This window comes from Burkholderia sp. Ac-20365 (assembly GCF_017104715.1).
Classification (GTDB): domain Bacteria; phylum Pseudomonadota; class Gammaproteobacteria; order Burkholderiales; family Burkholderiaceae; genus Paraburkholderia.
Genome location: NZ_JAAGPI010000026.1, coordinates 36618 through 62601, shown reverse-complemented (window position 1 = coordinate 62601; position 25984 = coordinate 36618). Strand labels below are relative to the sequence as shown.

24 protein-coding genes and 1 pseudogene are annotated in these 25984 nt (G+C 63.1%); 11 read left to right on the top strand and 14 right to left on the bottom strand.

Features of this window, described 5'->3' with window-relative positions; genetic code table 11:
* Window positions 1-17 precede the first annotated feature (17 nt).
* The 3 genes from G3O01_RS31590 to G3O01_RS31580 form a co-directional block, all read right to left on the bottom strand.
* Entirely contained in the window at window positions 18-1214 is a 1197-nt protein-coding gene (locus G3O01_RS31590; protein WP_205810913.1) for a PLP-dependent aminotransferase family protein, read from the bottom strand.
* Window positions 1215-1277: 63 nt separating this feature from the next.
* Complete coding sequence (locus tag G3O01_RS31585) at window positions 1278-2183, bottom strand: DMT family transporter (RefSeq protein ID WP_205810912.1); 906 nt, start codon at window positions 2181-2183, stop codon at window positions 1278-1280.
* Between the two features lie 24 nt (window positions 2184-2207).
* The gene (locus tag G3O01_RS31580; RefSeq protein ID WP_205810911.1) at window positions 2208-2888 is read right to left on the bottom strand and encodes a VOC family protein; all 681 of its coding nucleotides are present in this window, start codon (window positions 2886-2888) and stop codon (window positions 2208-2210) included.
* A gap of 378 nt (window positions 2889-3266) precedes the next feature.
* Between G3O01_RS31580 and G3O01_RS31575 the strand changes: the two genes are divergently transcribed.
* Window positions 3267-4727: a PLP-dependent aminotransferase family protein gene (locus G3O01_RS31575; RefSeq protein WP_205810910.1), complete on the top strand. Its 1461-nt coding sequence runs from the start codon at window positions 3267-3269 to the stop codon at window positions 4725-4727.
* A gap of 124 nt (window positions 4728-4851) precedes the next feature.
* A complete protein-coding gene (htpG, locus tag G3O01_RS31570) occupies window positions 4852-6744 on the top strand; it encodes a molecular chaperone HtpG (RefSeq protein WP_205810909.1) in 1893 nt (630 codons plus the stop codon).
* A gap of 93 nt (window positions 6745-6837) precedes the next feature.
* On the opposite strand, the gene G3O01_RS31565 is transcribed toward htpG, so the two are convergent.
* Window positions 6838-7104, bottom strand: coding sequence for a hypothetical protein (locus tag G3O01_RS31565; protein WP_205810908.1), 267 nt, complete (start codon window positions 7102-7104; stop codon window positions 6838-6840).
* Window positions 7105-7290: 186 nt separating this feature from the next.
* On the opposite strand from G3O01_RS31565, the gene G3O01_RS31560 reads away from it, so the two are divergent.
* From G3O01_RS31560 to G3O01_RS31535, 6 genes are all read left to right on the top strand, one after another.
* Window positions 7291-7959 carry a chorismate lyase gene (locus G3O01_RS31560; protein WP_205810970.1) on the top strand — a complete coding sequence of 223 codons (669 nt, stop codon included), beginning with the start codon at window positions 7291-7293 and terminating at the stop codon, window positions 7957-7959.
* Window positions 7959-8432 (top strand): DNA-deoxyinosine glycosylase, encoded by a 474-nt coding sequence (locus tag G3O01_RS31555; protein WP_205810907.1) that lies wholly within the window; start codon window positions 7959-7961, stop codon window positions 8430-8432. The genes G3O01_RS31560 and G3O01_RS31555 overlap by 1 nt, the downstream gene beginning before the upstream one ends.
* On the top strand, window positions 8429-9346 hold the full coding sequence (locus tag G3O01_RS31550) for a spermidine synthase (RefSeq protein ID WP_205810906.1): 918 nt from the start codon (window positions 8429-8431) through the stop codon (window positions 9344-9346). The genes G3O01_RS31555 and G3O01_RS31550 overlap by 4 nt, the downstream gene beginning before the upstream one ends.
* Before the next feature lie 376 nt (window positions 9347-9722).
* Window positions 9723-9950: a DUF3311 domain-containing protein gene (locus G3O01_RS31545; RefSeq protein WP_205810905.1), complete on the top strand. Its 228-nt coding sequence runs from the start codon at window positions 9723-9725 to the stop codon at window positions 9948-9950.
* Window positions 9947-11497: a sodium:solute symporter gene (locus G3O01_RS31540; protein ID WP_205810904.1), complete on the top strand. Its 1551-nt coding sequence runs from the start codon at window positions 9947-9949 to the stop codon at window positions 11495-11497. Before G3O01_RS31545 ends, G3O01_RS31540 begins: the two co-directional genes overlap by 4 nt.
* Window positions 11498-11699: 202 nt before the next feature.
* Window positions 11700-12869: an FUSC family protein gene (locus tag G3O01_RS31535; protein WP_205810903.1), complete on the top strand. Its 1170-nt coding sequence runs from the start codon at window positions 11700-11702 to the stop codon at window positions 12867-12869.
* Between the two features lie 4 nt (window positions 12870-12873).
* Here the strand turns inward: G3O01_RS31535 and G3O01_RS31530 are convergent, their stop codons facing one another.
* The 5 genes from G3O01_RS31530 to G3O01_RS31510 all read right to left on the bottom strand — a co-directional run bounded on the left by G3O01_RS31530 (window position 12874) and on the right by G3O01_RS31510 (window position 18170).
* The gene (locus G3O01_RS31530; RefSeq protein ID WP_205810902.1) at window positions 12874-13308 is read right to left on the bottom strand and encodes a VOC family protein; all 435 of its coding nucleotides are present in this window, start codon (window positions 13306-13308) and stop codon (window positions 12874-12876) included.
* A 225-nt stretch (window positions 13309-13533) separates the two neighbouring features.
* Window positions 13534-14487 carry a transaldolase gene (gene tal, locus G3O01_RS31525; RefSeq protein ID WP_205810901.1) on the bottom strand — a complete coding sequence of 318 codons (954 nt, stop codon included), beginning with the start codon at window positions 14485-14487 and terminating at the stop codon, window positions 13534-13536.
* 265 nt (window positions 14488-14752) lie between these two features.
* Window positions 14753-15964, bottom strand: a complete 1212-nt coding sequence (locus G3O01_RS31520) for a benzoate/H(+) symporter BenE family transporter (protein ID WP_205810900.1) — start codon at window positions 15962-15964, stop codon at window positions 14753-14755.
* A 124-nt stretch (window positions 15965-16088) separates the two neighbouring features.
* Window positions 16089-17264, bottom strand: a complete 1176-nt coding sequence (locus tag G3O01_RS31515) for a VWA domain-containing protein (RefSeq protein ID WP_205810899.1) — start codon at window positions 17262-17264, stop codon at window positions 16089-16091.
* Between the two features lie 63 nt (window positions 17265-17327).
* A complete protein-coding gene (locus G3O01_RS31510) occupies window positions 17328-18170 on the bottom strand; it encodes a MoxR family ATPase (RefSeq protein WP_205810898.1) in 843 nt (280 codons plus the stop codon).
* 385 nt (window positions 18171-18555) lie between these two features.
* On the opposite strand from G3O01_RS31510, the gene G3O01_RS31505 reads away from it, so the two are divergent.
* Both G3O01_RS31505 and G3O01_RS31500 read left to right on the top strand, forming a co-directional pair.
* Window positions 18556-18933 (top strand): cytochrome c, encoded by a 378-nt coding sequence (locus G3O01_RS31505; protein ID WP_205810897.1) that lies wholly within the window; start codon window positions 18556-18558, stop codon window positions 18931-18933.
* Window positions 18934-19044: 111 nt separating this feature from the next.
* Window positions 19045-19428 (top strand): cytochrome c, encoded by a 384-nt coding sequence (locus tag G3O01_RS31500; protein WP_205810896.1) that lies wholly within the window; start codon window positions 19045-19047, stop codon window positions 19426-19428.
* Window positions 19429-19544: 116 nt separating this feature from the next.
* On the opposite strand, the gene G3O01_RS31495 is transcribed toward G3O01_RS31500, so the two are convergent.
* The 3 genes from G3O01_RS31495 to rsxB form a co-directional block, all read right to left on the bottom strand.
* Complete coding sequence (locus tag G3O01_RS31495; protein ID WP_205810895.1) at window positions 19545-19979, bottom strand: DUF1841 family protein; 435 nt, start codon at window positions 19977-19979, stop codon at window positions 19545-19547.
* Between the two features lie 129 nt (window positions 19980-20108).
* Complete coding sequence (gene nth / locus G3O01_RS31490; RefSeq protein ID WP_205810894.1) at window positions 20109-20753, bottom strand: endonuclease III; 645 nt, start codon at window positions 20751-20753, stop codon at window positions 20109-20111.
* A gap of 8 nt (window positions 20754-20761) precedes the next feature.
* A complete protein-coding gene (rsxB, locus tag G3O01_RS31485) occupies window positions 20762-21640 on the bottom strand; it encodes an electron transport complex subunit RsxB (RefSeq protein WP_205810893.1) in 879 nt (292 codons plus the stop codon).
* A gap of 397 nt (window positions 21641-22037) precedes the next feature.
* Here rsxB and G3O01_RS31480 point away from each other — a divergent pair, with 397 nt between their 5' ends.
* Complete coding sequence (locus G3O01_RS31480; protein WP_007583389.1) at window positions 22038-22670, top strand: TetR family transcriptional regulator; 633 nt, start codon at window positions 22038-22040, stop codon at window positions 22668-22670.
* 104 nt (window positions 22671-22774) lie between these two features.
* On the opposite strand, the gene phaZ is transcribed toward G3O01_RS31480, so the two are convergent.
* Together phaZ and G3O01_RS31470 are read right to left on the bottom strand one after the other, a co-directional pair.
* A complete protein-coding gene (gene phaZ, locus G3O01_RS31475) occupies window positions 22775-24058 on the bottom strand; it encodes a polyhydroxyalkanoate depolymerase (protein WP_205810892.1) in 1284 nt (427 codons plus the stop codon).
* Between the two features lie 224 nt (window positions 24059-24282).
* A pseudogene (locus G3O01_RS31470) lies at window positions 24283-25980 on the bottom strand (glycoside hydrolase family 15 protein); the annotation flags it as partial.
* Between the last annotated feature and the right edge of the window lie 4 nt (window positions 25981-25984).

Sequence of the window (25984 nt, the reverse complement as noted above, 5' to 3'; positions counted from 1 at the left end):
CATCATACAGCGGGTGTTCAGACACGCGCGCGGATGAGTTCCGCGAGGCGCGCGACGCCTTCGTCGATCTTCGCCGGCGGCACCGTGACGAACGACAGACGCAGCGTGTTGTGCTGCGCTTCGTTCGCGAAGAACGGACCGCCCGGCACGAACGCGACGTTTTGCGCGACGGCTTCTTCGAGCAGCTTCATCGAGTCGATCTGCTTCGGCAGCGACACCCAGATGAACATGCCGCCTTCCGGACGGTTCCACGTCACGCCTTCGGGCATGTAGCGCTCGAGCGAGCCGAGCATCGCTTCACACTGGTCGCGATAGAGTTCGCGAATCTTCGGCACGTGTGTGTCGAGGAAGCCGTCTTTCACCACTTCGTGCACGATGCGCTGCGTGAAGCTTGGCGTGTGGAGATCGGTGGCCTGCTTCGCTTGCACGAGTTTGAAGTGCAGTTCTTCGGGCGCAATGATGTAGCCGACGCGCAGACCCGGTGCGAGCACCTTCGAGAACGAGCCGAGATGCACGATGTGATCGGGCGCCATCGACAGCATGGTCGGCAGCGGTTCGCCGCGATAGTCGAGCGCACCGTACGGATCGTCTTCGATCACGGGGAAGGGCGCCGACTTCGCGAGTTCGGCGAGCGCGCGGCGGCGCTCGACGGGCAGACGGCGTCCCGTCGGGTTCTGGAAGTTCGGCTGCGCGTACAGCAGGCGCGCGCCCTTCGTCAGTTCGGGCGTGAGACCTTCGGGGATCAGGCCGTTGTCGTCGGTCGGCACCTGCACATAGCGCGGCTCGTACATCGAGAACGATTGCAGCGCGCCGAGGTAGGTGGGCGTTTCGACCAGCACGGGGCTTTCGGGGCAGACCAGCACCTTGCCGAGCAGATCGAGCGCCTGTTGCGAGCCCGTCGTGATCAGCACTTGCGATGCACGGATTTGCGCGCCGTTCACCGAATAGCGCTGCGCAACCCATTCGCGCAGCGGCAGATAGCCTTCCGTCGCACTGTACTGGAGCGCGGCGGCGGGCGAGTCGCGCAGGATGCGGTCGCTGGCGGCGCGCATTTCCTCGGCCGGGAACGTGGCGGGCGAGGGCAGACCGCCTGCGAACGAAATGACCTCGGGCCGCTCGGTGACCTTCAGGATTTCGCGAATCGCCGAGCTGGTCAGCTTGCGAGCACGTTCGGACAATTGCCAGGTCGGGGCATTGAGGTCGCTTTGATTCATGGTCTCCTCGGCGTATAGCGGGAACAGGTGGTCGGTCAAAAGAGAGATTATCGCGCGAACTGGTCAGGCGGCGCGAACCGGCCGTACGGCCGTGTGTACGGTGGCCTTGCGGCCCAGCATCACGGTGGCGATCACGGCGGCCGCGAAAAGCCACGTGACAGGCGAGACGTTCTCGCCGAAAAAGAGCGCCGAGAACGCCATCGTGAAGAAAATCTGCAGCAGCTGGACCTGGCCGACGCGCGCCGTGCCGCCCATCGCGAGCCCCGCGTACCACGCGAAAAAGCCGATGAACTGCGAGAACACGGTGACGTAGCCGAACGCGAGCCACGTTTTCAGCGCGACGGGGTCGGGATGCGTGATGTGCTGCTGCCAGCCGAGCCACGCGACGGGAATCGCGAGGAACGGCGCGGATACGACGAGTGCCCAGCAGATCACCTGCCAGCCGCCGATCTGCCGCGCAAGGCGCGCGCCTTCCGCATAGCCGAGCGCGCCGATGCCGACGGCGACGAGCATCAGCAGATCGCCCGCCTGGAAAGCGCCGCCGCCTGCCTGCAAGGCGAACGCGACGACAATCGCGCTGCCCGCGATGGCGCTGGCCCAGAAGGCTTTCGACGGACGCTCGTGCGACAGCAGCGCCGCATAAATGGCGACGCACAGCGGCTGCAAGCCATTGACGACGGCGCCGTGCGAAGCCGGCACGCTTTTCATCGCCCACGCGGAAAACACCGGAAACGCGACGATCACGCCCAGCGATACGACAGCAAGGCTTTTCAGTTGCGGCCATGTCGGCAGCTTTTCGCGGCGCGCGGCGAGCAGGATGGCGGCGGGAACAGCGGCAGCGAGCGCGCGCCCAAGGCCGTTCAGCAGCGGGCTGAATTCGGCGACGACGATGCGGGTCATCGGCAGCGTCAGGCTGAAAATCATCACGCCGATCAGGCCGAGCAACATGCCCTGGGTTTCGCGCTTCATTGCTTCTGTCTCTCCATATTGGGGTTATTTGAGCGTGCGCAGCCCGCTCGGGGTTTCGATTTCAGCGGCGAGGGCGGGCGCGCCGTCCGTGCTTTCCAGCACGATCAGCGACGCGGCGCCGAGCCAATGCAACTGCTGCGCAACGACGTCGGCTTGCGGATGCCAGCCTTTCAGTGCTTTCAGCGCGAGGCCCGTTTCCGGCAGCAAGTCTGGCGGATGGCGCGGCGTGTCCCACTGGATCAGCGAGGGCACGACGCCGTCGCCCGCGCCTTGCCATGACGGAAACGCGCCGTCGTTGGCGACCGTCAGGCTCCAGGTCAAATCGCCGCGCGTCATCGGCACGACGGTCGAAATGCGCTCCGGATACTGCTGTTGCCAGAGCGCCAGATTCTTCGGTCGCCCGACGCTCGCGACCCAGTGCGACAGATACGGGCCCTTTTCGAGGCGCGCGTGCACGGCGGGATCGTCGAGCGCGAAAAGGCGCGCGCGGGCATCCGCGGGTTCCGCGGCAGCCGGATCGATCGCGATCACTTCCAGATACGTGCCGCCCCACAGGTTCAGCAGCCGGTTGTGCGTGCGCATCGACGGATGCGACCCGCCGCCCACGGGCGCGATGCCGAGCGTGTCGGCCACGTACTGCGTGCCCTCGTCGAGGGTGCGGGCGGAAACAACGAGATGGTCGATGCGTAGCGTGTGTGCGGTCATGGCGGCAAGTGGACGGTCGTTCTGGCGGGCGCTACGGCAGGCGATGTGATTCAGCCTGCCGGGCGACCGGGCTAATCCGTAAGAATAACCGTTCGACTTGCGGCCGGACCATGCGCAGTGCGGCAGGGCCGGTATCAGCGGGCGTTCGCGCGGCATCGGATGGAGCGCGCAAAGGGTCAGAAACGGGGTTGAAAATGGCTGAACGTCGATTTAAATGTACCGACAGTCACCGGCACAGTAACGGTACAATCGCTGCGATACTGTTCGGTACAGTTGTCCGCCCGTCTGATGGACTTTTGTCCGCGCAGCCTGTACGGCCGCGCTATCGACAGTGCGTCTTTCCGACGTTGCCCTTGCAGCACCCAGCTGGAGTTCGCCATGTCCGTCCCGCTCGACCTGATTCCCGCCCCGCACGACGCTTCGGCGCTGACGCTCGTCGATCAGCTCGTCCAGTGGGCGCGCCGCCGCATCGAGGAACGCGTGTTCCGGCCCGGCATGCGCATGCCGTCGATCCGCAAGCTCGCGCTCGATAAAGGCGTGTCGCGCTTCACGGTGGTCGAGGCGTACGAGCGGCTCGTCGCGCAGGGTTATCTGGATTCGCGGCGCGGCTCGGGTTTTTACGTGCGCGAGCGGTTCGCTTCCGGTCCGTTGCCTGTCGAGCGCCGGGCAGCCGTGGCCGACGCGGCGCCCGCCCCGAGCACGATCGACGTGGTCTGGCTGCTGCGCAACATGCTGCACACATCGACGCGGCCCGAACGCGGTCCGGGCCTCGGCTATCTGCCGTCGCGCTGGCTCGACGGCGAGCTGATCACGGGCGCGCTGCGCACGCTGGGCCGGCAAAGCGGCGCGCAAATGCTCGGTTTCGGCACGCCGCAAGGCTTTTTGCCGCTGCGCCAGCAATTGCAGACGCGGCTCGAAGAACTGGAAATCGGCGCGTCGCCGGAGCAGATCGTGCTGGTGTCGGGCATCACGCAGGCGATCGATCTGATCGCGCGGCTCTACGTGCAACCGGGCGACTCGGTGATCGTCGGCGATCCAGCGTGGTTCCAGATGTTCGGGCGCTTTGCGTCCCAGGGCGCGCGGCTGGTGGGCATGCCGTACACGCCGGATGGCCCGGATCTCGACGCGCTCGAAACACTCGTGCAGACGTGGCGTCCGAAAATGCTCGTGATCAACTCGGTGCTGCAGAACCCGACGGGCACGTCGCTGACGGCGGCGCAGGCGTTTCGCATCCTGCGGCTCGCGGAAGAGTACGACTTTATCGTCGTCGAAGACGATATCTACGGCGATCTTTGCCCGCCGGGCTTTCCCGCGACGCGTCTGGCAAGCCTCGACCAGCTGAAGCGCGTGATCTATCTGGGCAGCTTTTCGAAGACGCTGGCGGCGAACCTGCGGGTCGGATTCATCGCATCGTCGCCGGATGTCGCGAAGGCCGTCACGGACCAGAAAATGCTGGTCGGCATGACGACGCCCGAACTGAACGAGCGCGTGCTGTACAAGATCCTGACGGAAGGGCATTACCGGCGGCACGTCGAACGGCTGCGCGCGCGCCTCGACACCGTGCGCGACAAATCCGTGCGGATGCTCGAAAAGACGGGCCTGCGCATGTTCCAGACGCCCGCCGCGGGCATGTTCGTGTGGGCCGATACGGGCGTCGATGCCGATGCGCTGGCGGCTGCCGGTCACGAGGAAGGGTTTTTACTGACGCCGGGCAGCCTGTTCTCGCCGCAGCAGTCGCCGACCACATGGATGCGCTTTAACGTCGCGAATTGCGGCGATCCGGCGCTGCCAGCCTTTCTGTGCCGTTATCTGGACGGTGTCGCGCGGCGGGCGTCGTAACGCCTCTTGAACTGCCGGCAAACGTCCCCATTTGCACCGGCAACGTCCGGAAGGCGCGCCTTGCAACAAGGGCGCCCGGCTTCGAATCCACGAATCAACCTGCAATAGAAGAGGAAAACTGACCATGGCACAAGAAACCATGAGCTTTCAGGCAGAAGTGAAACAGCTTCTGCATCTGATGATCCATTCGCTGTACAGCAACAAGGAAATCTTCCTGCGCGAGCTGATCTCGAACGCATCGGATGCGGCCGACAAGCTGCGCTTCGAAGCGATCGAAAACAGCGCGCTGTACGAAAGCGATCCGAACCTGCGCATCCGCGTGTCGTACGACAAGGAAGCGCGCACCGTCAGCATCGACGATAACGGCATCGGCATGAGCCGCGACGAGGCGATCGCGAACCTCGGCACGATCGCGCGTTCGGGCACGAAGGAATTCTTCGGCAAGCTCTCGGGCGACCAGCAGAAGGACGCGGCGCTGATCGGCCAGTTCGGCGTCGGCTTTTACTCGGGCTTCATCGTCGCGGACAAGATCACGGTCGAAACGCGCCGTGCCGGTGTGCCGGCATCGGAAGGCGTGCGCTGGGTGAGCGGCGGTGAGGGCGATTTCTCGGTCGAGACCATCGAGCGCGCGCAACGCGGCACCACGATCACGCTGCATCTGCGCGCCGAGGAAGACGAACTGCTGTCCACCTACAAGCTGAAGTCGATCATCCAGAAGTATTCGGATCACGTCGCGCTGCCCATCCTGATGCAAAAGGAAGAGTGGGACGCCGAAAAGAGCGAGATGGTCGCGAAGGACGAAGACGAGACCGTCAATCAGGCAAGCGCGCTGTGGACGCGCGCGAAGAGCGACATCACGGATGAGCAGTACAAGCAGTTCTATCAGCATCTGTCGCACGACCATCAGGATCCGCTGACGTGGACGCACAACCGCGTCGAAGGCCGCAGCGAGTACACGCAACTGCTGTACGTGCCGGCGCATGCGCCATTCGACATGTGGAATCGCGATCATCGCGGCGGCCTGAAGCTGTACGTGAAGCGCGTGTTCATCATGGACGACGCCGAGCAATTGCTGCCCACGTATCTGCGTTTCGTGAAGGGCGTAGTCGATTCCGCCGATCTGCCGCTGAATGTGTCGCGCGAACTGCTGCAGGAAAGCCGCGACGTGAAGGCGATCCGCGAAGGCGTGACCAAGCGCGCGCTGTCGATGCTCGAAGAACTGGCGAACTCGGACGACGCCGCTGAGAAGGAAAAGTACACGACGTTCTGGAAGGAATTCGGTCAGGTGCTGAAGGAAGGCATCGGCGAAGACTTCTCGAACAAGGAGCGTATTGCGAAGCTCGCGCGTTTTGCATCGACGCAGAACGACTCGTCGGAGCAGACGGTTGCGCTGGCGGACTACGTTGCGCGCATGAAGCCGGAGCAGTCGAAGATCTATTACGTCACGGCCGATACGTATCAGGCTGCGAAGAACAGCCCGCATCTCGAAGTGTTCCGCAAGAAGGGCGTCGAAGTGCTGCTACTGACGGATCGTGTCGATGAATGGATGCTGTCGTTCCTGAATGAATTCGACGGCAAGCCGTTGCAGAGCGTTGCGCGCGGCGACCTCGATCTCGGTCAGTTGAACGATGAAGAGAAGCAGGCGCAGGAGAAGGTTGGCGAAGAGTTCAAGCCGCTCGTCGAACGCATGAAGGAAGCGCTCAAGGACAAGGCGAAGGATGTGCGTCTGACTTTCCGCCTGACGGATTCGCCGTCGTGTCTCGTCGCGGATGAAGGTGACATGAGCGGCTATCTGCAGCGCATGCTGAAGGCTGCGGGGCAGAATGCGCCGACGTTCCATCCGATTCTCGAAGTGAATCCGGAACACGCACTGCTGAAGAACCTCAGCACGGATAACGCGAATTTCGATGACTGGTGTCATCTGTTGTTCGATCAGGCGTTGCTGGCGGAAGGCGGTTCGCTGGAAGATCCGGCGAGTTTCGTGAAGCGCACGAATGCGTTGTTGCTGGCGCGGTGATGTGCGCGGCTATATAGCCGGATTGTGATCGCGAAAAATGCGCTGCTTTGGCAGCGCATTTTTTTTCGACTACTGAGTGGAAAGGGTGAAAGCTCAACGCTCCATCGAAGCACGCTCGTGCTGCCGCACCTGAGCCAGCACTGAACCCGCCAGCTCCTTCGCCTCGTCGCACGCGTGTCGATCACCCAGCACGTGAGCTGCGACCTTGCCGATCTGGGCGCTCGTATGTTTGCTCGTGTGATGTTGCGCGAGCGCGGAGCCGGCGAGTTCCTTTTCCACCGCCGATGCGTTGGCTCGTCTGAGCACGATCGCGGCGAGATGCGCGATGCGGTCCGATGTCGATTTGTCGTGCACTGTCAATTTCAACTCCCGTGTGAATGGATGATGGTCGAGCGCGATGAATCGCGACACTCGCAGGTCATCTTCTTCGTTCTGGCTGCACATTGAACGTGGAAAGCACTGAAACGCGCAGCCGATCAATCCGCAAATCGATACGACATGTCCGCCTGAAGGCCCGCGTTTTCGGCGCGCCCTATAATGCGCCTCATGCCTATCCGTTTCGATGCTGCCGACGCGCACTGGCGCGTCGCGTCCCTTCCGGCTTTCTCGCCTGACCAAAAAGACTGGCTCACGCGCGGCGGTTCGCTGACTGCGCATTTGCGCACGCTCGGCGCGGTCGCGGTGCGGGTTACGCGCGAGTCCGTCGATTTGCCCTTCGACGACGAATACGCGGCGCTCGCCATCGCGCCGCGCACGCCCGTGTGGGTGCGTGAAGTGGTGCTGTCGGTCGACAACGTGCCGTTCGTCGCCGCACACAGCATCGTGCCGCTCGCGGCGAGCACAGGCGTGTGGCAGGCAATGCGGCGTCTGCGCACGCGGCCGCTTGCCGAACTGCTGTACAGCGACAGCAGCGTGTCGCGTTCGTCTCTCGTGAGCCGGCGCGTGACGGCGCGGCATCCGCTCTATCGAATGGCGTCGAAAGAAGCAGGCGAGCACACTCTGGCTGCACGACGCTCAGTCTTCGAGCGATACGGCGCGCCGCTGATGGTCACGGAAGTCATGTTGCCCGCGCTGTGGACGCATCTCGCGATGCGCGATCACACGCACGCGGTCGCGCATGCCGTACCGCGCGATCATGGTCAGGCGCTCGATCACACGGCATCGCGTGCCGATAGCAACGCGAAACGCGCCGGCAAACACAGCGAGGCACGTTGATGTTGCGCGGCTTTCCACCCGTCGTCGCCGAGAGCACGCACACGCTGATACTCGGGAGCTTTCCCGGCGAAGCATCGTTGCAGGCGACGCAGTACTACGCGCATCCGCGCAACCAGTTCTGGCGTCTGCTTGGCGCGGTGATCGGCGAGCCGTTGCCGGAGCTCGATTACCCGACGCGGCTCGAACGCGTGCTGAAACATGGCATCGGCGTGTGGGACGTGCTGGCCGCGTGCACGCGCGAGGGCAGTCTCGACGTAGCGATCCGCAATGCAACCCCAAACGACTTCGCGTCGTTCCGCGAGTACGCACCGAAGCTGAAAAAGGTGTGCTTCAACGGCAAGACGGCAGGGCGCTTTGCCCCCGTGATTGCCGAAGCGGGCTACGAAACGCTGGTGCTGCCGTCCTCCAGTCCCGCCAATGCTATGCTCTCGTTCGACCAAAAATTGCTTCTCTGGAACGACATCCTCACATGACGAAACTGATCAAGCGCGCTTCGGCCGAGGCGCGTGCTTTCCGCAACAGGCAGTCCGCTGCACCGAAGCACTCCATCTCGCGCGCAAAGACGCGTGCGTCGCGTGACGAAGACGACTTCAGCGACGTCGCGAAAGCATCGCTGATCGAAGCGCCGCGCAAGCCGCGCTTCGCGCCCGTGACGTTCTCGGAAGAAGGCGGCGTGCGCTATCTGCATTTCGGCACGGAGTGGGTGCAAGGCGCGATGCGTCTGTCGAAGCCCGATCACATCGAACTCGAATACGCGCAGCAGATGATGGCGTGGCTGCTGTTCCTCGAAACACCGGATCGCCTCGTGCAGCTCGGCCTCGGCACCGGCTCGCTCACCAAGTTCGCGCATCGCTTCCTGAAGCGCGCGCACGTCGAAGCGGTCGAACTGAATCCGGCTGTCGTGATCGCGGCGCGCACCATGTTCAGCCTGCCCGCCGACGACGCGCGCCTCACCATTCGCGAAACCGACGCCTGGGAATTCGTCAACGACGCCGCGAACCACGGCACGATCGGCGCATTGCAGATCGATCTGTACGACGCGACGGCGCGCGGTCCGGTGCTCGACAGCGTCGCGTTCTACCGCGCCGCGCGCGCGTGCCTGACGCAAGCGGGCATCGTCACGGTCAATCTGTTCGGCGATCATCCGAGCTTCGTGCGCAACATGAAGCGCCTGAACGAAGCGTTCGATGGCCGCGTGGTCGCGCTGCCCGAAGTGCATGACGGCAACCGCATCGCGATTGCGTTCTCGGGTCCGGCAATCGACGTGCCGTTCGCGCAGTTGCTGGAACGCGCGAAGCTGATCGAAGCCAAGCTCGCGCTGCCCGCGCGCAAATGGGTCAAAGGCTTGCAGGAAACGACCGGCCAGAAGGACACGTTCGCGATCTGACGCGCATCGGATCATAAGACTGATCCACAAGCAATAAGCCCCGCGCTGGTGCAACGCCCGCGCGTCCGCGCAACCGCCATGCCCCAGCCGGCATGGCGGCCTTGCGGAACGGCAGTCAACCCTCCATTCAGCCGGCATCGCGCCGCGCATCTCAACGAAGCAGCGGACCTCTCTGCTTTCGTGCCCGATCTCACACTCTGCGACGTTTCGCCTATTGACAACACTGTTGCGTCTAGGGTCAGCCCTGCTTGACCGGTCGTTCGCCGCTCCGATACTCTTTCGATGCTTTCGGGGCGCCCAGCCTGCTATCCGCAGCCGGGTCCATCTGCCCGCCAGACGCGGGGACACAATTCAATAAAAGGTAAGAGGAGACGTCATGGCTCACGACGCCGACGCCAACAAGGCCAGCAAGCACTGGCTGTGGCTGTTGCTGTTACCCTGGATCGCGATGATCTGGGTGCCGTCCTACAACAAGATCGAACCCGTGCTGTTCGACTTCCCGTTCTTCTACTGGTATCAGCTCCTGTGGGTGCTGATCAGCGCGGTGATCACGGCGCTCGTGTACTTCAAGACCAAGACCCGCTCGAAAGGGGGCGCACGATGAATGCAACTGCAACCTTCGTTTTTGTTCTGTTCTTCATCGGCGTCACGATTCTCGGCTTCATTGCTGCGCACTGGCGTAAAGGCGATCTCGCCCATCTCGAAGAGTGGGGCCTCGGCGGCCGCCGCTTTGGCACGATCGTCACGTGGTTCCTGCTGGGTGGCGACCTCTACACCGCGTACACGTTCATCGCCGTCCCCGCGCTCGTATTCGGTGCAGGCGCAACGGGTTTCTTCGCGCTGCCCTATACGATCCTGATCTATCCGTTCGCGTTCGTCGTGTTCCCGAAGCTGTGGAGCATCTCGAAGCGTCAAGGCTACGTCACGTCCGCCGACTTCGTCAGCGCGCGCTACGGCAGCCGCATGCTCGCGCTTGCCGTCGCCGTGACGGGCATCGTCGCGACGATGCCGTACATCGCGCTGCAACTGGTCGGTATCGAAGTGGTGATCGGTGCGCTCGGGTTCGACACGAAGGGTTTCGTCGGCGATCTGCCGCTGATCATCGCGTTCGCGATTCTCGCCGCCTACACGTACACGTCGGGTCTGCGCGCGCCGGCGATGATCGCGGTCGTCAAGGATGTGCTGATCTACATCACGATCGCCGCCGCGATCATCGTGATTCCGCCGCAACTGGGCGGCTTCGGCCATATCTTCAGCGCGGTGCCGCCTGCCAAGCTGCTGCTCAAGGCACCCGACGTATCGAGTCTGAACGGCTATAGCGCGTACGCGACGCTGGCGATGGGATCGGCGCTCGCGCTGTTCCTGTATCCGCACTCGATCACGGCGGTTCTGTCGTCGTCGTCGGGCAACACGATCCGTCGCAACATGGCGATGCTGCCCGCGTACTCGCTGGTGCTCGGTCTGCTCGCGCTGCTCGGCTTCATGGCGCTGGCGGCTGGCGTGAAGGACATGCCGGAATTCGCGCCGTACTTCAAGGCGTTCGGTCCGAACTTCGCGGTGCCCGCGCTGTTCCTGCACTTCTTCCCGTCGTGGTTCGTCGGCGTCGCGTTCGCGGCGATCGGCATCGGCGCGCTGGTGCCCGCCGCGATCATGTCGATTGCAGCAGCGAATCTGTACACGCGCAACATCCACAAGGAGTTCGTGAACCGCAACATGTCGCACGAGCAGGAGACGAACATCGCCAAGCTGGTGTCGCTGATCGTGAAGGTCGGCGCCGTCGCGTTCATTCTCGGCCTGCCGTTGACGTACGCGATCCAGCTGCAACTGCTCGGCGGTATCTGGATCATCCAGACGCTGCCTGCCATCGTGCTCGGTCTCTACACGCGCGTGCTCGACTATCGCGGTCTGCTGCTCGGCTGGGCGGTGGGTATTGCCGTCGGCACGTGGATGGCGATTTCGCTGAAGCTGGCCGGTTCGATCTACACGATCCATATCGGCGGCCTGGCGATTCCGGGTTACGCCGCCGTGTGGTCGCTGATCGTCAACCTGATCGTGTCGGTTGTCGCGAGCCTCGTGGTCCGCGCAGTCGGTATGAAGCACGCCGAAGACCGCACGCGTCCGGAAGATTATCTGGACGTGCACGAAGCCTGATTGCGTTCGACGGTTTGTGCCTGACACGAAAGCCCGCATTGACAGCTGCGGGCTTTTTTGTTGGCGCGGTGGTCTGCTGTCGGCGCTGAGGTCCTGACGGGACGGGCACGCTGCGTTCCTGTAGCGAGATCGTTTATGCTCGTGTGGTGGCTGTCTCTGCAAGCGCGCTCGCAACTCGCGCCGACCCAACCGGGGATAACCGATGGCTCTCGACGACCCGCAACCGAATCCGCCGAGCAACGGCACGAACGACGCCGTCGCCGCGCGTCTCGCACCGCGCCGCACGCGTATCGGCCGGCTCGTGCGCGCGGTCACGTCGCCGTACTACCGCTATCGCCACGCGAAGTTCTTCCACAGCCTGCGCGTCGGCCTCGCGATGCTCGTGTCGATTCTCGCGACCACGGGTATCGACATTCCGCATGGCATCTGGGCGTCGGTGACGCTGGTGGTGGTGATCGGCGGCTTGCAGCATCACGGCAATATCCGCAAGAAAGCGGCCGAACGCGCGGCGGGCACGCTGCTCGGCGCGGCGCTCGGGCTTGCGCTGATCCTGCAACAGAACCTGTTCGATTCGCTCGCGCTCACGTACGTGCTGATGTCGGTGATTGCGGCCATCTGCGCGTGGTTCGCGATCGGCGCCGCGGGTTACGTCGCGCTGCTGACGGCGATCACGATGTGCATCGTCGCGGGTCACGGCGACAACATGATCGACACCGGTCTCTGGCGCACGCTGAATGTGCTGATCGGTATCGTGATCGCACTGGCTTTTTCGTTCGCGCTGCCGTTGCATGCAACGTATTCGTGGCGCTATCTGCTCGCCGACAACCTGCGCGAATGCGCGCGCGTCTATACGCGAATGACGTCGGGCGTGCCGATCGGTTCCGACGAACAGGTTGCCACATTCATTCGCATGGGCAAGCGGCTCGTGCAGTTGCGCTCGCTGATGCCGTCGGTGGCGAAAGAGATCGATGTGCCCATTGCGAAGCTCGACGAGATCCAGCGTCTGCATCGTTCGATGCTGAGCGCGCTCGAAATGCTGTCGACAGGCACGCTTGCGCATCCCGAACTGCGCGACGATTTCGCACAGCAGTGCGGCGAGGACGCGAACGCGGTGCGCATGACGCTGCTCGGCGCGGCGCGGGCGTTGCGCTTCGCGGGCACGACGCAGTTCAGGATGCCGGATGCAGCGACGCAGCAGGCGGAGCAGGGCGCGCCGACGCCCTGCAAAGAAATGACCCCTGATTTACAGGGGCCGGTCTGGCTTTCGCAACGCTTCGCGGAGCAGGTGGAGCGTATGCGCGTACTGCTCGCGGCGAGCGAGCGGAACTGGAACATTGAAGGCGGTGCGCGCGAGTTGGCGAAAAGCGGGTGACGAATCAGCTCGGGTGCTTGTCGCCTTCGTGCGGATTGGTCACCATCCACAGCACGCCGAATTTGTCGACGACCATGCCGAAACCCGTGCTCCAGAACGTCGCCTGCCAGGGCATCACGACATTGCCGCCTTCCGAAATCGCGTTGAAAGTCTTCTCGCCTTGCGACGGATCGTCGACGGTGATCGACAGCCCATAGCCCGTGTGCGTGCCGGGCGTCGTATCGCAGTTGCCGTCGGACGCCATCAGTTCCGTCGCGCCAATGCGCACGCTCGCATGCATGATCTTGTCTTCGGTGCCGGGGCGAATGGGTTGTTGCGGGTTCGGCGGTGCATCCTTGAAGCGCATCTGGAACAGCACCTGCGCGCCGATCTTTTCGCCGTAGAACGTCAGCGCTTCCTCACAACGGCCATTGAAAAACAGATAGGGCTGAACTTGCATCGATGTCTCCTTTCGTTTGATCGATACGTCTCGATACCTCATTTCGCGCGAAATGCTCGCGTGTCAACGATTGTAGTCACGGCAAAAGCATCGAATGTGAAACTGTGTTGACCGAAGTAAAAGGTGCTGCGACGCTCGGGCAGGGCGGCAAAACTGACGCCTTAAACAAAAAGCGCGCGTGCCCTTGCGGGCCACGCGCGCTTTCTGCTCTTTCAGCGAGCCGCTTTAACGCAGCGCTTCGATCACCTTTTCCAGCTTGACTGCGTCCGCTGCGAACACGCGGATGCCTTCCGACAGCTTCTCGGTTGCCATCGCTTCGTCGTTGAGGAGGAAGCGGAACGACGCTTCGTCCGTCGGCACACGCGCGATATCGGCGTCCTTGCTGGCTTCCGGCGACAGCTTGCGCTCGACCGTGTCGGTGCTGTCCTGCAGCTTTTGCAGCAGGTCGGGGCTGATCGTCAGCAGATCGCAGCCGGCCAGTTCGAGAATCTGGCTGGTCGTGCGGAAGCTCGCGCCCATCACTTCCGTCTTGTAGCCGAACTTCTTGTAGTACGCGTAGATGCGGCGCACCGACTGCACGCCCGGATCGTTCGCGCCGCCGTCGCGCGCTTCGTCCCAGTTGCTGCCGGCGTTCTTCTTGTACCAGTCGTAGATGCGGCCGACGAACGGCGAAATCAGTTGCGCGCCCGCTTCCGCGCAGGCCACCGCTTGCGCCAGCGAGAACAGCAGCGTCATGTTGCAGCGGATGCCGTCCTTCTGCAGCACTTCGGCGGCGCGGATGCCTTCCCACGTCGACGCGAGCTTGATCAGCACGCGCTCGCGGCCGATGCCTTGCGACTCGTACATCTTGATGAGTTCACGGCCCTTTTCGATCGACGCCTTCGTGTCGAACGACAGACGCGCGTCGACTTCCGTCGATACGCGGCCCGGCACGATCTTCAGGATTTCGGTGCCGAAAGCGATCAGCAGGTTGTCGATGATCGCGCCGACCGGCTTCGATGCGTGATCGCGCACGGTCTTTTCGAGCAGCGGCTTGTATTCGTCCTTCTGCACGGCCTTCAGGACGAGCGACGGGTTGGTCGTCGCGTCCTGCGGCTTGTACTGCGCGAGTTGCTGGAAGTCGCCGGTATCCGCGACGACCGTGGTGTATTGCTTGAGTTGATCGAGTGCAGTAGTCATGTCGAGCCTTCGCTTCGAGGCGCACGCGCGCCATGGTCCAGGAAATGATGACGCCACGCAGGCGGCACAATGCGGCGTCATCCGCAGTGTCCACGTTGCAGCCGGAAATGTTACCGTGGATCGCTGCCCGATACTTCTATTCTATGGCGGATCGAGTGATGCTGGTTTGACAGGGGGCGTGCAATCCGTCGCCCGGCCGTCGGTTCGCGCCATGTCGCCAGGCGGTTTGCGCCGCTGGCTTTCGGCGCGTGGCTTTCAGGTTCATTCAGCCGCGCCGCGCGTTCAGCACGACGTGCGTGACCAGTCCCGCGACGAGTCCCCAGAACGCCGGGCCGATCGACAGCAGCGTCAGGCCCGACGCCGTCACCATGAACGTGACGAGCGCGGCTTCGCGCTGGCGTGCGTCCTGCATCGCGTTGGTGAGCCCGCTCATGATCGAGCCGAACAGCGCGAGCGCGGCCACCGACACCACCAGCGCCTTCGGCAGCGAGCCGAACAGCGCGGCGATCGTGGCGCCGAAAATGCCGGCGATCAGATAGAACACGCCGCACCAGACTGCCGCCATATAGCGTTTCGTCTTGTCTTCGTGTGCTTCGCGCCCCGTGCAGATCGCGGCGGTGATCGCCGCGAGATTCACGCCATGCGAGCCGAACGGCGCGAGCAACAGCGAAGCCACGCCCGTCGTCGAAATCAGCGGGGCGGACGGCGTGTCGTAGCCGTCTGCGCGCAGCACGGCGATGCCCGGCACGTTCTGCGACGCCATCGCCACCACGAACAGCGGAATTCCGATGCTGATCACCGCCGACAGCGAGAACGCCGGCACCGTCAGCACGGGCACGGCAAACGCGACGTGAAAGCGGCTGAAATCGAGCAGCCCAAGCGCACCCGCGACGACCGTGCCGACGACGAGCGTCGTGACGATCGCATAGCGCGATGCAACACGTTTGATGATCAGATAGGTGAAGAACATCGCCAGCACAAGGGCTGTCTGGAATTGCGCAGCGCGGAAAATCTCGATGCCGATCTCGAACAGGATGCCCGCCAGCAGCGCGGCGGCGATGCCCGACGGAATGCGCTTCATCAGCGTGTCGAACCAGCCGGTGAGGCCGACCAGCGTCAGCAGCAGCCCGCACACGACGAACGCGCCGATCGCTTCGGGATACGCGACGTGAGGCAGCGACGCAACCAGCAGCGCCGCGCCCGGCGTCGACCACGCGATCACGATGGGCGCGCGAAAGCGCAGCGACAGGCCGATCGTGCACAGCGCCATGCCCATCGACAGCGCCCAGATCCACGACGAAATCTGCGCGTCGCTCAGATGCGCGGCGCGGCCCGCCTGGAACATCAATACGAGCGAACTGGTGTAACCCGTCATCATCGCGACGAAACCGGCGACCACGGCGGACAGTGACGTATCGGCGAACGGCCGCAACGGCGTGCGCGCGGCCCGGGAGAGGTTGGGGGAAGAAGAGGTCATCCTGCGAGTCTCTGTGAAGCGTGTAGGTGTAATAGGGCGCTCGCCTGGCGGCGCGCGCAATGCCGCTGCGGCCACGGCGGCTGATGCGCCACGGCTCGTCAGGCAGGCGGGAAAACCTGAAATTTTACTTGCTTAGCATGCGCATCGCCGTTTCGAGGCCGGCGAGCGTGAGCGGATACATCCGGTGGCCAAGCACTTCACGTATAACCGACACCGACTGCCGATATTCCCACAAGCCTTCCGGCTCCGGGTTCAGCCACACGTGATGCGGGAAATGGTCGGCGATTCGCCGCAGCCACACGGCGCCCGCTTCGGCGTTGTTATATTCGACCGAGCCACCCGGTTGCAGCACTTCGTACGGGCTCATCGTCGCGTCGCCGACGAAGATCAGTTTGTAGTCAGGCGTGAACTTGTGAAGCATGTCCCACGTCGCCAGCCGCTCGACATGGCGGCGCCGGTTGTTCTTCCACAGGAAGTCGTAGACGCAGTTGTGGAAGTAGTAGAACTCGAGGTGTTTGAACTCGGCTTTGGCGGCGGAGAAAAGCTCTTCCGTGCGCCGGATGTGATCGTCCATCGATCCACCCACATCGAGCAGCATCAGCACCTTCACGTTGTTGTGCCGCTCGGGCACCATCTTCAGGTCGAGCCAGCCGGCGTTCGCGGCCGTGCTGCGGATCGTGTCGGGCAGGTCGAGTTCTTCGGCGGCGCCTTCGCGCGCAAAGCGTCGCAGACGCCGCAGTGCGACCTTGATATTGCGCGTGCCGATTTCGACCTGATCGTCGTAATCGCGGTATGCGCGCTGATCCCACACCTTGGTGGCCGTGCGGTTTCCCGACGATTCCCCGCCGATACGTATGCCTTCCGGGTTGTAGCCGCCGTTGCCGAACGGCGACGTGCCGCCCGTGCCGATCCATTTGTTGCCGCCTTCGTGGCGGCCTTTCTGCTCGTCGAGCAGTTCTTTCAGGCGCTCCATCAGCTTGTCGAGGCCGCCCATCTTTTCGATCTGGGCTTTCTCTTCCGCGCTGAGATCGCGTTGCAACTTCTTTTTCAGCCAGTCGAGCGGCACATCGAGCGCGAGATCGGCCTTCTGCGCGACGCCGTTGAAATACGCGCCGAACGCCTGATCGAACTTGTCGAAATACTGCTCGTCCTTCACGAGCGTCATGCGCGCGAGGTAGTAGAACTCGTCGAGCGACGGCGCGATCACGCTTTCCTTCAGCGCTTCGAGCAGCGTCAGATATTCCTTCACGGAAACGGGCAGCTTCGCGGCGCGCAGCGTGTAGAAAAAGTCGATCAGCATGCCGGTGTCTCCGATCCGTGTTCGCCTGACTTGAATGGCGCCAGTGGCGCGATCAGCGGTTGATCAGCGGTTGTTGCGATTCATGAACACGAGCCGCTCGAACAGGGCGACGTCCTGTTCGTTCTTCAGCAGCGCGCCATGCAGCGGCGGCACGATCTGCTTCTGATCCTTCGAGCGCAGCGCTTCGGGCGGAATGTCTTCGGCGAGCAGCAGCTTGAGCCAGTCGAGCAGCTCGGACGTGGACGGCTTCTTCTTCAGGCCCGACACGTTGCGCAACTCGAAGAAGCTTTCCATCGCGGCGCGCAGCAGGTCCTGCTTGATGCCGGGATAGTGGACTTCGACGATCTGCTGCATGGTCGACGGATCGGGAAACTTGATGTAGTGAAAGAAGCAGCGGCGCAGGAACGCGTCGGGCAGTTCTTTCTCGTTGTTCGACGTGATGATGACGAGTGGCCGATGCTTCGCCTTCACGAGTTCGCGCGTCTCGTACACGTAGAACTCCATGCGGTCGAGTTCGCGCAGCAGATCGTTCGGAAACTCGATGTCGGCCTTGTCGATTTCGTCAATCAGCAGCACGGATTGCTGCTCCGACTCGAACGCCTGCCACAGCACGCCCTTGACGATGTAGTTGCCAATGTCTTTCACGCGCTCGTCGCCGAGCTGCGAATCGCGCAGGCGCGACACGGCGTCGTATTCGTACAGACCCTGCTGCGCCTTCGTGGTGGACTTGATGTGCCACTGCAGCAGCGGCATGTTGAGCGCCGCCGCCACTTCTTCCGCGAGCATCGTCTTGCCCGTTCCCGGCTCGCCCTTGATGAGCAGCGGCCGCCTGAGCGTCATGGCGGCGTTGACGGCGAGTTTGAGGTCGTCGGTGGCGACGTATTGCGATGAGCCTTCGAAACGCATGACAGGACGCTCGTTCGGGAAAAATTCCAGTATAAGTCAGAAGCCCTGTTGTGCTCCCGCGGGCTCGCGTAAGGTGTCAGCCGCGTCGGATGGTGCGTGCGGTGAGTGCAAGAGGCGGATTTCCGCATGCGGCAATCCGCCGCGCCCGGGCGGGCGCCGGTGTGGCTATCCCGTTGCGGCATTTCGTGCGGCGGCTTCGTTTCGGCCTTGTGGCGCGGCGCTTTGCCGGGGCGGGGGTCGGGTCCCGTCCGGTGGACGTTTGGCGCGGCGTCGCGGTACAATTGGGCCGATTTTTTTGGCCTGCGTGGCAACCCAGACAAGTAAAACGGCGCAGGCCGTAGCCTTTTTGGGCGCCCGTTCCCCCTCAAGCCAGGTTAAAAGAGCTATGAACAAAATCGTCGGCAAACAGGTCGTGATCGCAGCGATGTCGTTGCTCGCGGGTTTTGCGGCAACTTCGGCAACTGCGCAGGTAGTGGATGTCGTGGGTAGTGCCAAGGCGGGCCAGGGCAAGGTCGCGATGTGTATCGGCTGTCACGGTATTCCAGACTATCGGACGGCCTATCCCGAGGTGTATCGGGTGCCGATGCTGGGCGGGCAGAACCAGACCTATCTGTCGAACGCGCTGCACGCGTACAAGAAGGGCGACCGCCATTTCGACACGATGCACGCGATCGCCGTGACGCTGTCGGATCAGGACATCGCCGATATCGCCGCGTACTACTCGGCGCAGACAGCCGCTTCCAAAAACAATCCGGACAAGTGATCGGCGACGTGCGACAGCACGTTATCGGCTGATCGACTTCGCAGCTGCAACCAGTTTGCATGGGACGGAGGTCAGCGCAACAGCGCAACTCCCGTCGACACAGGAGAATCCATGAACAAGCATCCCCACGCACTTCATACGGTGGTCAAGGCTGCATGCGCGGCGCTCGCGCTGGCCGGTTTTGTCGTCGCATCGAACGCGCACGCGGCGGATGCCGGCAACGGCAAGGTGCTCTCCGAGAGCCACAACTGCGCGGCCTGTCACGGCCCGAACCTGAACAAGCCCGTGAGCCCGGAATATCCGAAGCTGGCCGGCCAGCATGCCGACTACATCTACTGGGCGCTGCGCCAGTACCAGATGGGCACGGGCAACCCGCACCTCGGCCGCAACAACGCGATCATGCAGGCGCAGGTGCAGAGCCTGTCGCAGAGCGACATGAAGGATATTGCCGCTTACATCGAATCGCTGGATGGCGATCTCGTGCAGAAGAAGTAAGCTGCGCCACGCTCGCTGACGGATCACGACAAACACCCCGCAACTGCGGGGTGTTTGTTTTCGTGCGACGGTTGTTGCGTGAGAGACGTTCGCAGAAGTTCGCAGAACGACGTCGATCAGTCGCGCGATGCGCGGCGCTCGATGCGTTGCAGATAGGCGTCGGTATCGGGCGGCGTGTTGGTGCGCTGCGCTTCCCAGATCGTTTCGCCAAGGCATTCCATGATCGCGTGCTGCGCGTCGTGCGTCGAACCGAGGCGCGCGGCGAGCCGGTCATGTGCGGCGCGAATGCCGGGCGGCTGATCGATGGACAGTTGCTCGCTAATGGCGAGATGCATCGACAGATGCAGGAACGGGTTGGTCTGTCCGCGCTCGGGCGAGTAGTCCTGAGCCGTGGCTGCCTCGGCGTCCGTAAGCTCGGCGTGATACTCGGGATGCTCGATGATCCAGTCGGCGGCAATCGCTTCGAGCGGCGTCAGGATTTCACCCGCGCGCTGCTTGCGCCAGGTGTCGGTGAAAAAACGGCGGACTTCGTCGCGGCTGGGATTGAACATCGTGGACTTCGGATGGTGAAAGCGAGTGGGGTGCGCTCTGCCGGCTTGGGCGAACGTTTGGGCCATTTTACGCCGCGCCCGCGAGGCACGCAGACGGATGGCGCCGACGCCGCGCCACGCTAGAGGACGTCAAAGATCAGGCGGCGGCGTCTTCGGCTTGAACTCGCACAGCGGCTCGATCACGCAATGCCAGCACTCCGGCCGGCGCGCCTTGCACACATAGCGTCCGTGCAGGATCAGCCAGTGGTGCGCGTCCTGCAGAAACTCGGCCGGCGTGAACTTCTCAAGCGCGAGTTCGACGGCGCGCACGTCCTTGCCCGGCGCGAGCCCCGTTCGGTTGGCAACCCGAAAGATGTGCGTATCGACGGCAATGGTCGGCTGGCCGAATGCCGTGTTCAGCACCACATTCGCCGTCTTACGGCCGACGCCCGGCAGGCTTTCCAGCGCCTCTCTCCCGGCAGGCACTTCGCCGCCGTATTGATCGAGCAGGATGCGGCACGTCGCGATCACGTTCTTCGCTTTCGTGCGATACAGGCCGATGGTCTTGATGTAATCGGCGACGCCTTCCTCGCCGAGGTCGAATACCTTCTGCGGCGTATTCGCGACGGGGAACATCCGGCGCATCGCCTTGTTCACGGAGACGTCCGTTGCTTGCGCGGACAACATCACGGCGATCAGCAATTCGAACGGCGTCGAGTATTCGAGCTCCGTCGTCGGATGCGGATTCAGGCTCTGGAGCGTCTCGTAGATCGCACGTCGTTTGGTCGCGTTCATCCGGCGAGTCAGGACTTGTTAGGTTGATCGACGTCTTGCTTGGGTGTTGATTCGGAATGGTCAGTCGCAAGGCCCAGCCGGCGACGGCGCGCTTCAGCCTCGTCGATCTGTGCCTGGGTGTCTGCGCTGACATTCGTGGTGTTCTTCGGCCCCAGGCCTTGCGCGGCGTTTTCCTCTTTCTTCTTGCGGGCGCGTTCGAGCGCCGCCTGAATGATCGCGCGTTTCTTCGCTTCGGCGTCGCTGACGGGCGCGGCGGCCGCTTCGGCCGCCGCTGTTGGTGCGGACCCAACCACTGGCGCAGCCGGCGTTGCCGGGCCGGACGGGTTTGTCGCCGCTGCCCGCCTGGCTGCCGCGCGTGCTTCCGCAGCCTCGCGCTCTGCCGCGATGCGCGCGCGTCGCTGTTCGTGGCGCGTGCGTGCGCCTTCGGCCTGCGGCTCGCTCCACGCGTCCCAGCCGGTGTGATCGCCCGTGACGGGGATCATCTCGATGCAATCGACGGGGCAGGGGGGCACGCACAGATCGCAGCCCGTGCACAGATCGGCGACGATCGTGTGCATCTGCTTCGGCGCACCGACGATGGCTTCGACAGGACACGCCTGCATGCACAGCGTGCAACCGATGCACAGGCTTTCGTCGATGAACGCAACGGGCCGCGCGCGCTCGACGCCATTGTCGGGATTGAGCGGAATCACGGGCTTGCCGAGCAGCTTCGCGAGCCGCGCGACGCCTTCCGCGCCGCCCGGCGGGCACTGGTTGTAGCTGGCGCCGCCTTGCGCGATGGCTTCGGCGTAAGCGCGGCAGTCAGGGTAGCCGCACTTCGTGCATTGTGTCTGGGGCAGCAGATCTTCGATGAGATCCGCGAATGTTTTGGACTCTGTCACGGTCAAGACGTGGGGGACATGCTGTCGCCGTCTACAGGCGCGGCGAATGCTTGTGATGCAATGGATGCGGTTTCAACCGCACCGTCGATGTGCGCATCGGCCTATGCCAATGCGCTTGCGCAGAACGTCGCGCGGACCACGCGAGACACAGGGTGCCCTGGGGCAACCACTAGCGCGGCTCGGCAGATGCACGCGGCTATCGGTCAAATGCACGGTCAATTGCGTATTATCGCCGATTTCCCCAGTTGTTATTACCGAAGCATGTGCCATAATCGAAGCGCTTTTTTGTAAGACCGCAGGACGGTGATCCACCAACCAGCCCCGCTCAGCGCTGCCGTTGCAAGGCCAGGCAATCGGACGGCGAGCGATCCGGATAACGCGGCTCACGAAGGCACATGCCACCATGAATCAGCCGAAAATCAAAAGAGATCCTGAAGGCACCCGGCGCCGCATTCTGCTTGCGGCGGCCGAAGAGTTTGCGAATGGTGGGTTGTTCGGCGCACGCGTCGACCAGATTGCCCGCCGCGCGGAGACCAATGAGCGCATGCTCTATTACTACTTCGGTAGCAAGGAGCAGCTTTTCACGGCAGTACTCGAACACGCGTTCAGCGCACTGACGGAAGCCGAACGTACGCTCGATCTCGCGGGCGTCGCGCCTGTCGAGGCCGTGACACGGCTCGCGCATTTCGTGTGGGACTACTATCGCGATCACCCCGAACTGCTGAGACTCGTGAACAACGAGAATCTGCACGAGGCGCGCTACATGCAGAAGTCCACGCGCATCCGCGAAATGATCTCGCCCATCGTTGCCACACTCGGCTCGATTCTCGAGCGTGGTCAGCGCGCCGGTCTGTTTCGCACGAATGTCGATCCGCTGCGCTTCTATGTGACGCTGTCGGGGATGGGCTACTACATCGTGTCGAACCGCTTCACGCTCGAAGCGACGCTGGGCCGCGACTTCAGCGCGGCGGCAGAGCGCAGCGAAGTGATCCAGATGAACACGGAAATCCTGCTCGCGTATCTGATGCGGCGCTAAACCCGCCGAACACGCTCGCCAGACGAAAAAACGGCCTCGCAAGAGGCCGTTGTCATATCCGGGTCGATGCAGGCGCAACAATGGCTGCGCCTGCCGCGCGAAGCTTACGCTTCGACGCGTTCTTCTGTCTTGCTGCGCGTCGCCTTCGGCGTGTGTTCGAGGATGAAGTCGCGCAGTTGCGGATAGATGATGGTGCGCCAGCGGCGGCCCGAGAAAATGCCGTAGTGTCCGCACTTTTCCGCCGTGAAGTGGCGACGGTTCTTCTCCGGGATGCCCGTGCACAGCTCGTGCGCGGCACGCGTCTGGCCGCTTCCGGAGATGTCGTCGAGTTCGCCTTCGATCGTGAAGAGGGCGGTCTTCTTGATGTCCTGCGGGCGTACCAGCTCGCCGTTCACTTCCCACGTGCCTTCGGCCAGGCTGAATTCCTGGAACACGACGCGGATGGTCTGCAGATAGTATTCCGCGGCCATGTCGAGCACCGCGTTGTATTCGTCATAGAAACGGCGATGCGCTTCGGCATCTTCTTCGTCGCCGCGCAGCAGGCTTTGATAGAAATCCCAGTGCGACGCCGCGTGACGCTCCGGATTCATCGCGACGAAACCCGTGTGCTGCAGGAAGCCCGGATAGACCTTGCGGCCGAAGCCCGGATAGTTCGGCGGCACGTTGTAGATGACGTTGTTCTCGAACCATTCGATCGAATGTTGCGTCGCCAGCGAATTGACGGCCGTGGGGCTCTTACGCGCGTCGATCGGGCCGCCCATCATCGTCATCGTGCGCGGCGTGTCTTCGCCGCGGCTCGCCATCAGCGAAATGGCGGCGAGCACGGGTACGGTCGGCTGGCACACCGAAATCACGTGCAGGTTCTTCGCGCCGATATGGCGGATGAATTCCTGGATGTACGCGATGTAATCGTCGAGATCGAACGGACCGTCTTCGATCGGCACCATGCGCGCGTCGATCCAGTCCGTGATGTAGACCTTGTGATCCTGCAGCAGCGTCTTGACGGTGTCGCGCAGCAGCGTCGAATGGTGGCCCGACAGTGGCGCGCATACCAGCACCACGGGTTCTTCTTTCAACTGGGTGACGGCATCGCTGTCATCCGAATAGCGCTTGAAGCGCATCAGCCGGCAGAACGGCTTTTCCACGATCGTCTGCTCGACGATGGGAATGTTGTGGCCGTCCTTGATGATCTGGTGCAGGTTGAACTCGGGCTTCTCGTAATCCTTGCCGAGACGGTACAGCAACTCGTAGCCTGCGGACAGGCGCGTGGCGCCCGGCACATAGGCGAGCGGACTGGCCGGATTCGCAAACGATTTCGAGGCAGCCTGAGCCCAGGCGGTGAGCGGGCTCAAAAGTGCCCGCTGGAATTCGTGGATTTGATAGAGCATGGGTGCTCCAGCGTTATGCGGTTCGCGCAGGGCAGCGTGTGTTGGACGCGCCGCGACGAGGCTGGCCGGTTCTGGTTACGTGTGGAATTGTTGGTGGCGACGATTATCGGCCGTCTGGTTCGCTTGATGATATAGAAGGCATACGATTTGTGCAATGCAACAACAGTGCGTTTGCACACTCATCGCGTGTCATATCCAGGTCATCGACATTTCGTCCGCTTTCTTTAGATGACGGGTGACGCTGGCATATCAGCATCTGACATGCCAGCGGGCGGCTGACCGGGTTGTTCACCCTGGCCGTCGTGGGGCGGCTGGCCTGTCGCGTGGGCCATTTCCTGCTCGTGCTTCATCAGGTTCAGCCCAGTGTGAACAAGGGCCACATGGGAAAACCCCTGTGGGAAATTCCCGACAAGCCGCCCGCCCACGGGGTCGTATTCCTCCGCAAGCAGCCCGACATCGTTCGCCAGCGACAAAAGCCGTTCGTACATCTCGCGCGCGTCGTCGATACGGCCTTGCAGCGCGAGGTTGTCGACCATCCAGAAGCTGCAGGCGAGGAAGGTGCCTTCGCCGGGCGGCAGACCGTCGTCGAATTCGGTCGTGCGGTAGCGCATCACGAAGCCGTCGTGCATCAGATCCTTTTCGATCGCGTTGACGGTGCCGGCAATGCGCGGATCCGAAGGCGGCAGGAAGCCGAGCAGCGGCATCAGCAGCACGCTCGCGTCGAGTTCGTCGCCGCCGTAGGTCTGCGTGAACGCGTTGAGTTGCGCGTTCCAGCTTTTCGCGCAGACGTCCTCGTGAATCTGCGCGCGCACCGCGTACCAGTGTTCGAGCGGCGCGGGCAGATCGAATTTTTCCGCCGACTTGATCGCGCGGTCGAACGCGACCCACGCCATCACCTTGGAGAACGTGAAGTGCTGGCGCCCGCCGCGCGTCTCCCAGATGCCTTCGTCGCGTTCCTGCCAGATCGTTTCGAGGTGGCGCAGCATTTCGCACTGTACGTTCCATGCAGTCTCGTCGTTCTGCAGGCCACCGACGCGCGCCAGATGCAGCGCGTTCATCACTTCGCCATACACGTCGAGTTGCAATTGCCCGACCGCGTTATTGCCGATGCGCACGGGCGCCGAATTCTCATAGCCCGGCAACCAGTCGATTTCAAACTCCGGCAAACGCCGTTCGCCCGCGAGGCCGTACATGATCTGCAACTGCTCGGGCGAGCCCGCCATCACGCGGCCCAGCCACGAACGCCACGCGCGCGCTTCGTCGTAATAGCCGCCGCGCATCATCGCGAGCAGCGTGATGGTGGCGTCGCGCAGCCAAACGTAGCGGTAGTCCCAGTTGCGCGTGCCGCCGATCTGCTCAGGCAGCGACGTGGTCGGGGCGGCGACGATGCCGCCCGTCGGCTCGTAGGCGAGCGCCTTGAGCGTCAGCAGAGAGCGGCGGATCGGACCCGCGTATTTACCTTCGACGGTGCCGCGCGCCGACCATTCGAGCCAGTAGTTCTCGGTACGGGCGAGGGCGGAATGCGGATCGCGCACGGGCGGAATGCGCAGATGCGATTCCGAGTAGGTGAGCGAGAACGGCACGCGCTCGCCTTCCGTGACAGTGAATTCGGCGACCGTTTTCATGTTCTCGCCGCGCAGATCGACGGGCGTGCGCAGCGCGACGGTATCCGGCCCGACGATCGCCTTGACGCCGCTGTCGTCGGCGAGGCGGCTGACCCAAGGAATTGAAAAGCCATAGTCGAAGCGCAGCACGAGTTCCATGCGCATCTTCACGGTGCCGCGCTTGCCCACGACGATTCGCACCATCTCCGACCAGCCGTTGCCGGGCGGCATGAAGTCGATCAGCGTGACCGCGCCGTCGGGTGTCTCGAAGTCGGTTTCGAGGATCAGCGTTTCGCCGCGATAGCGGCGGCGCGTCGCGCGC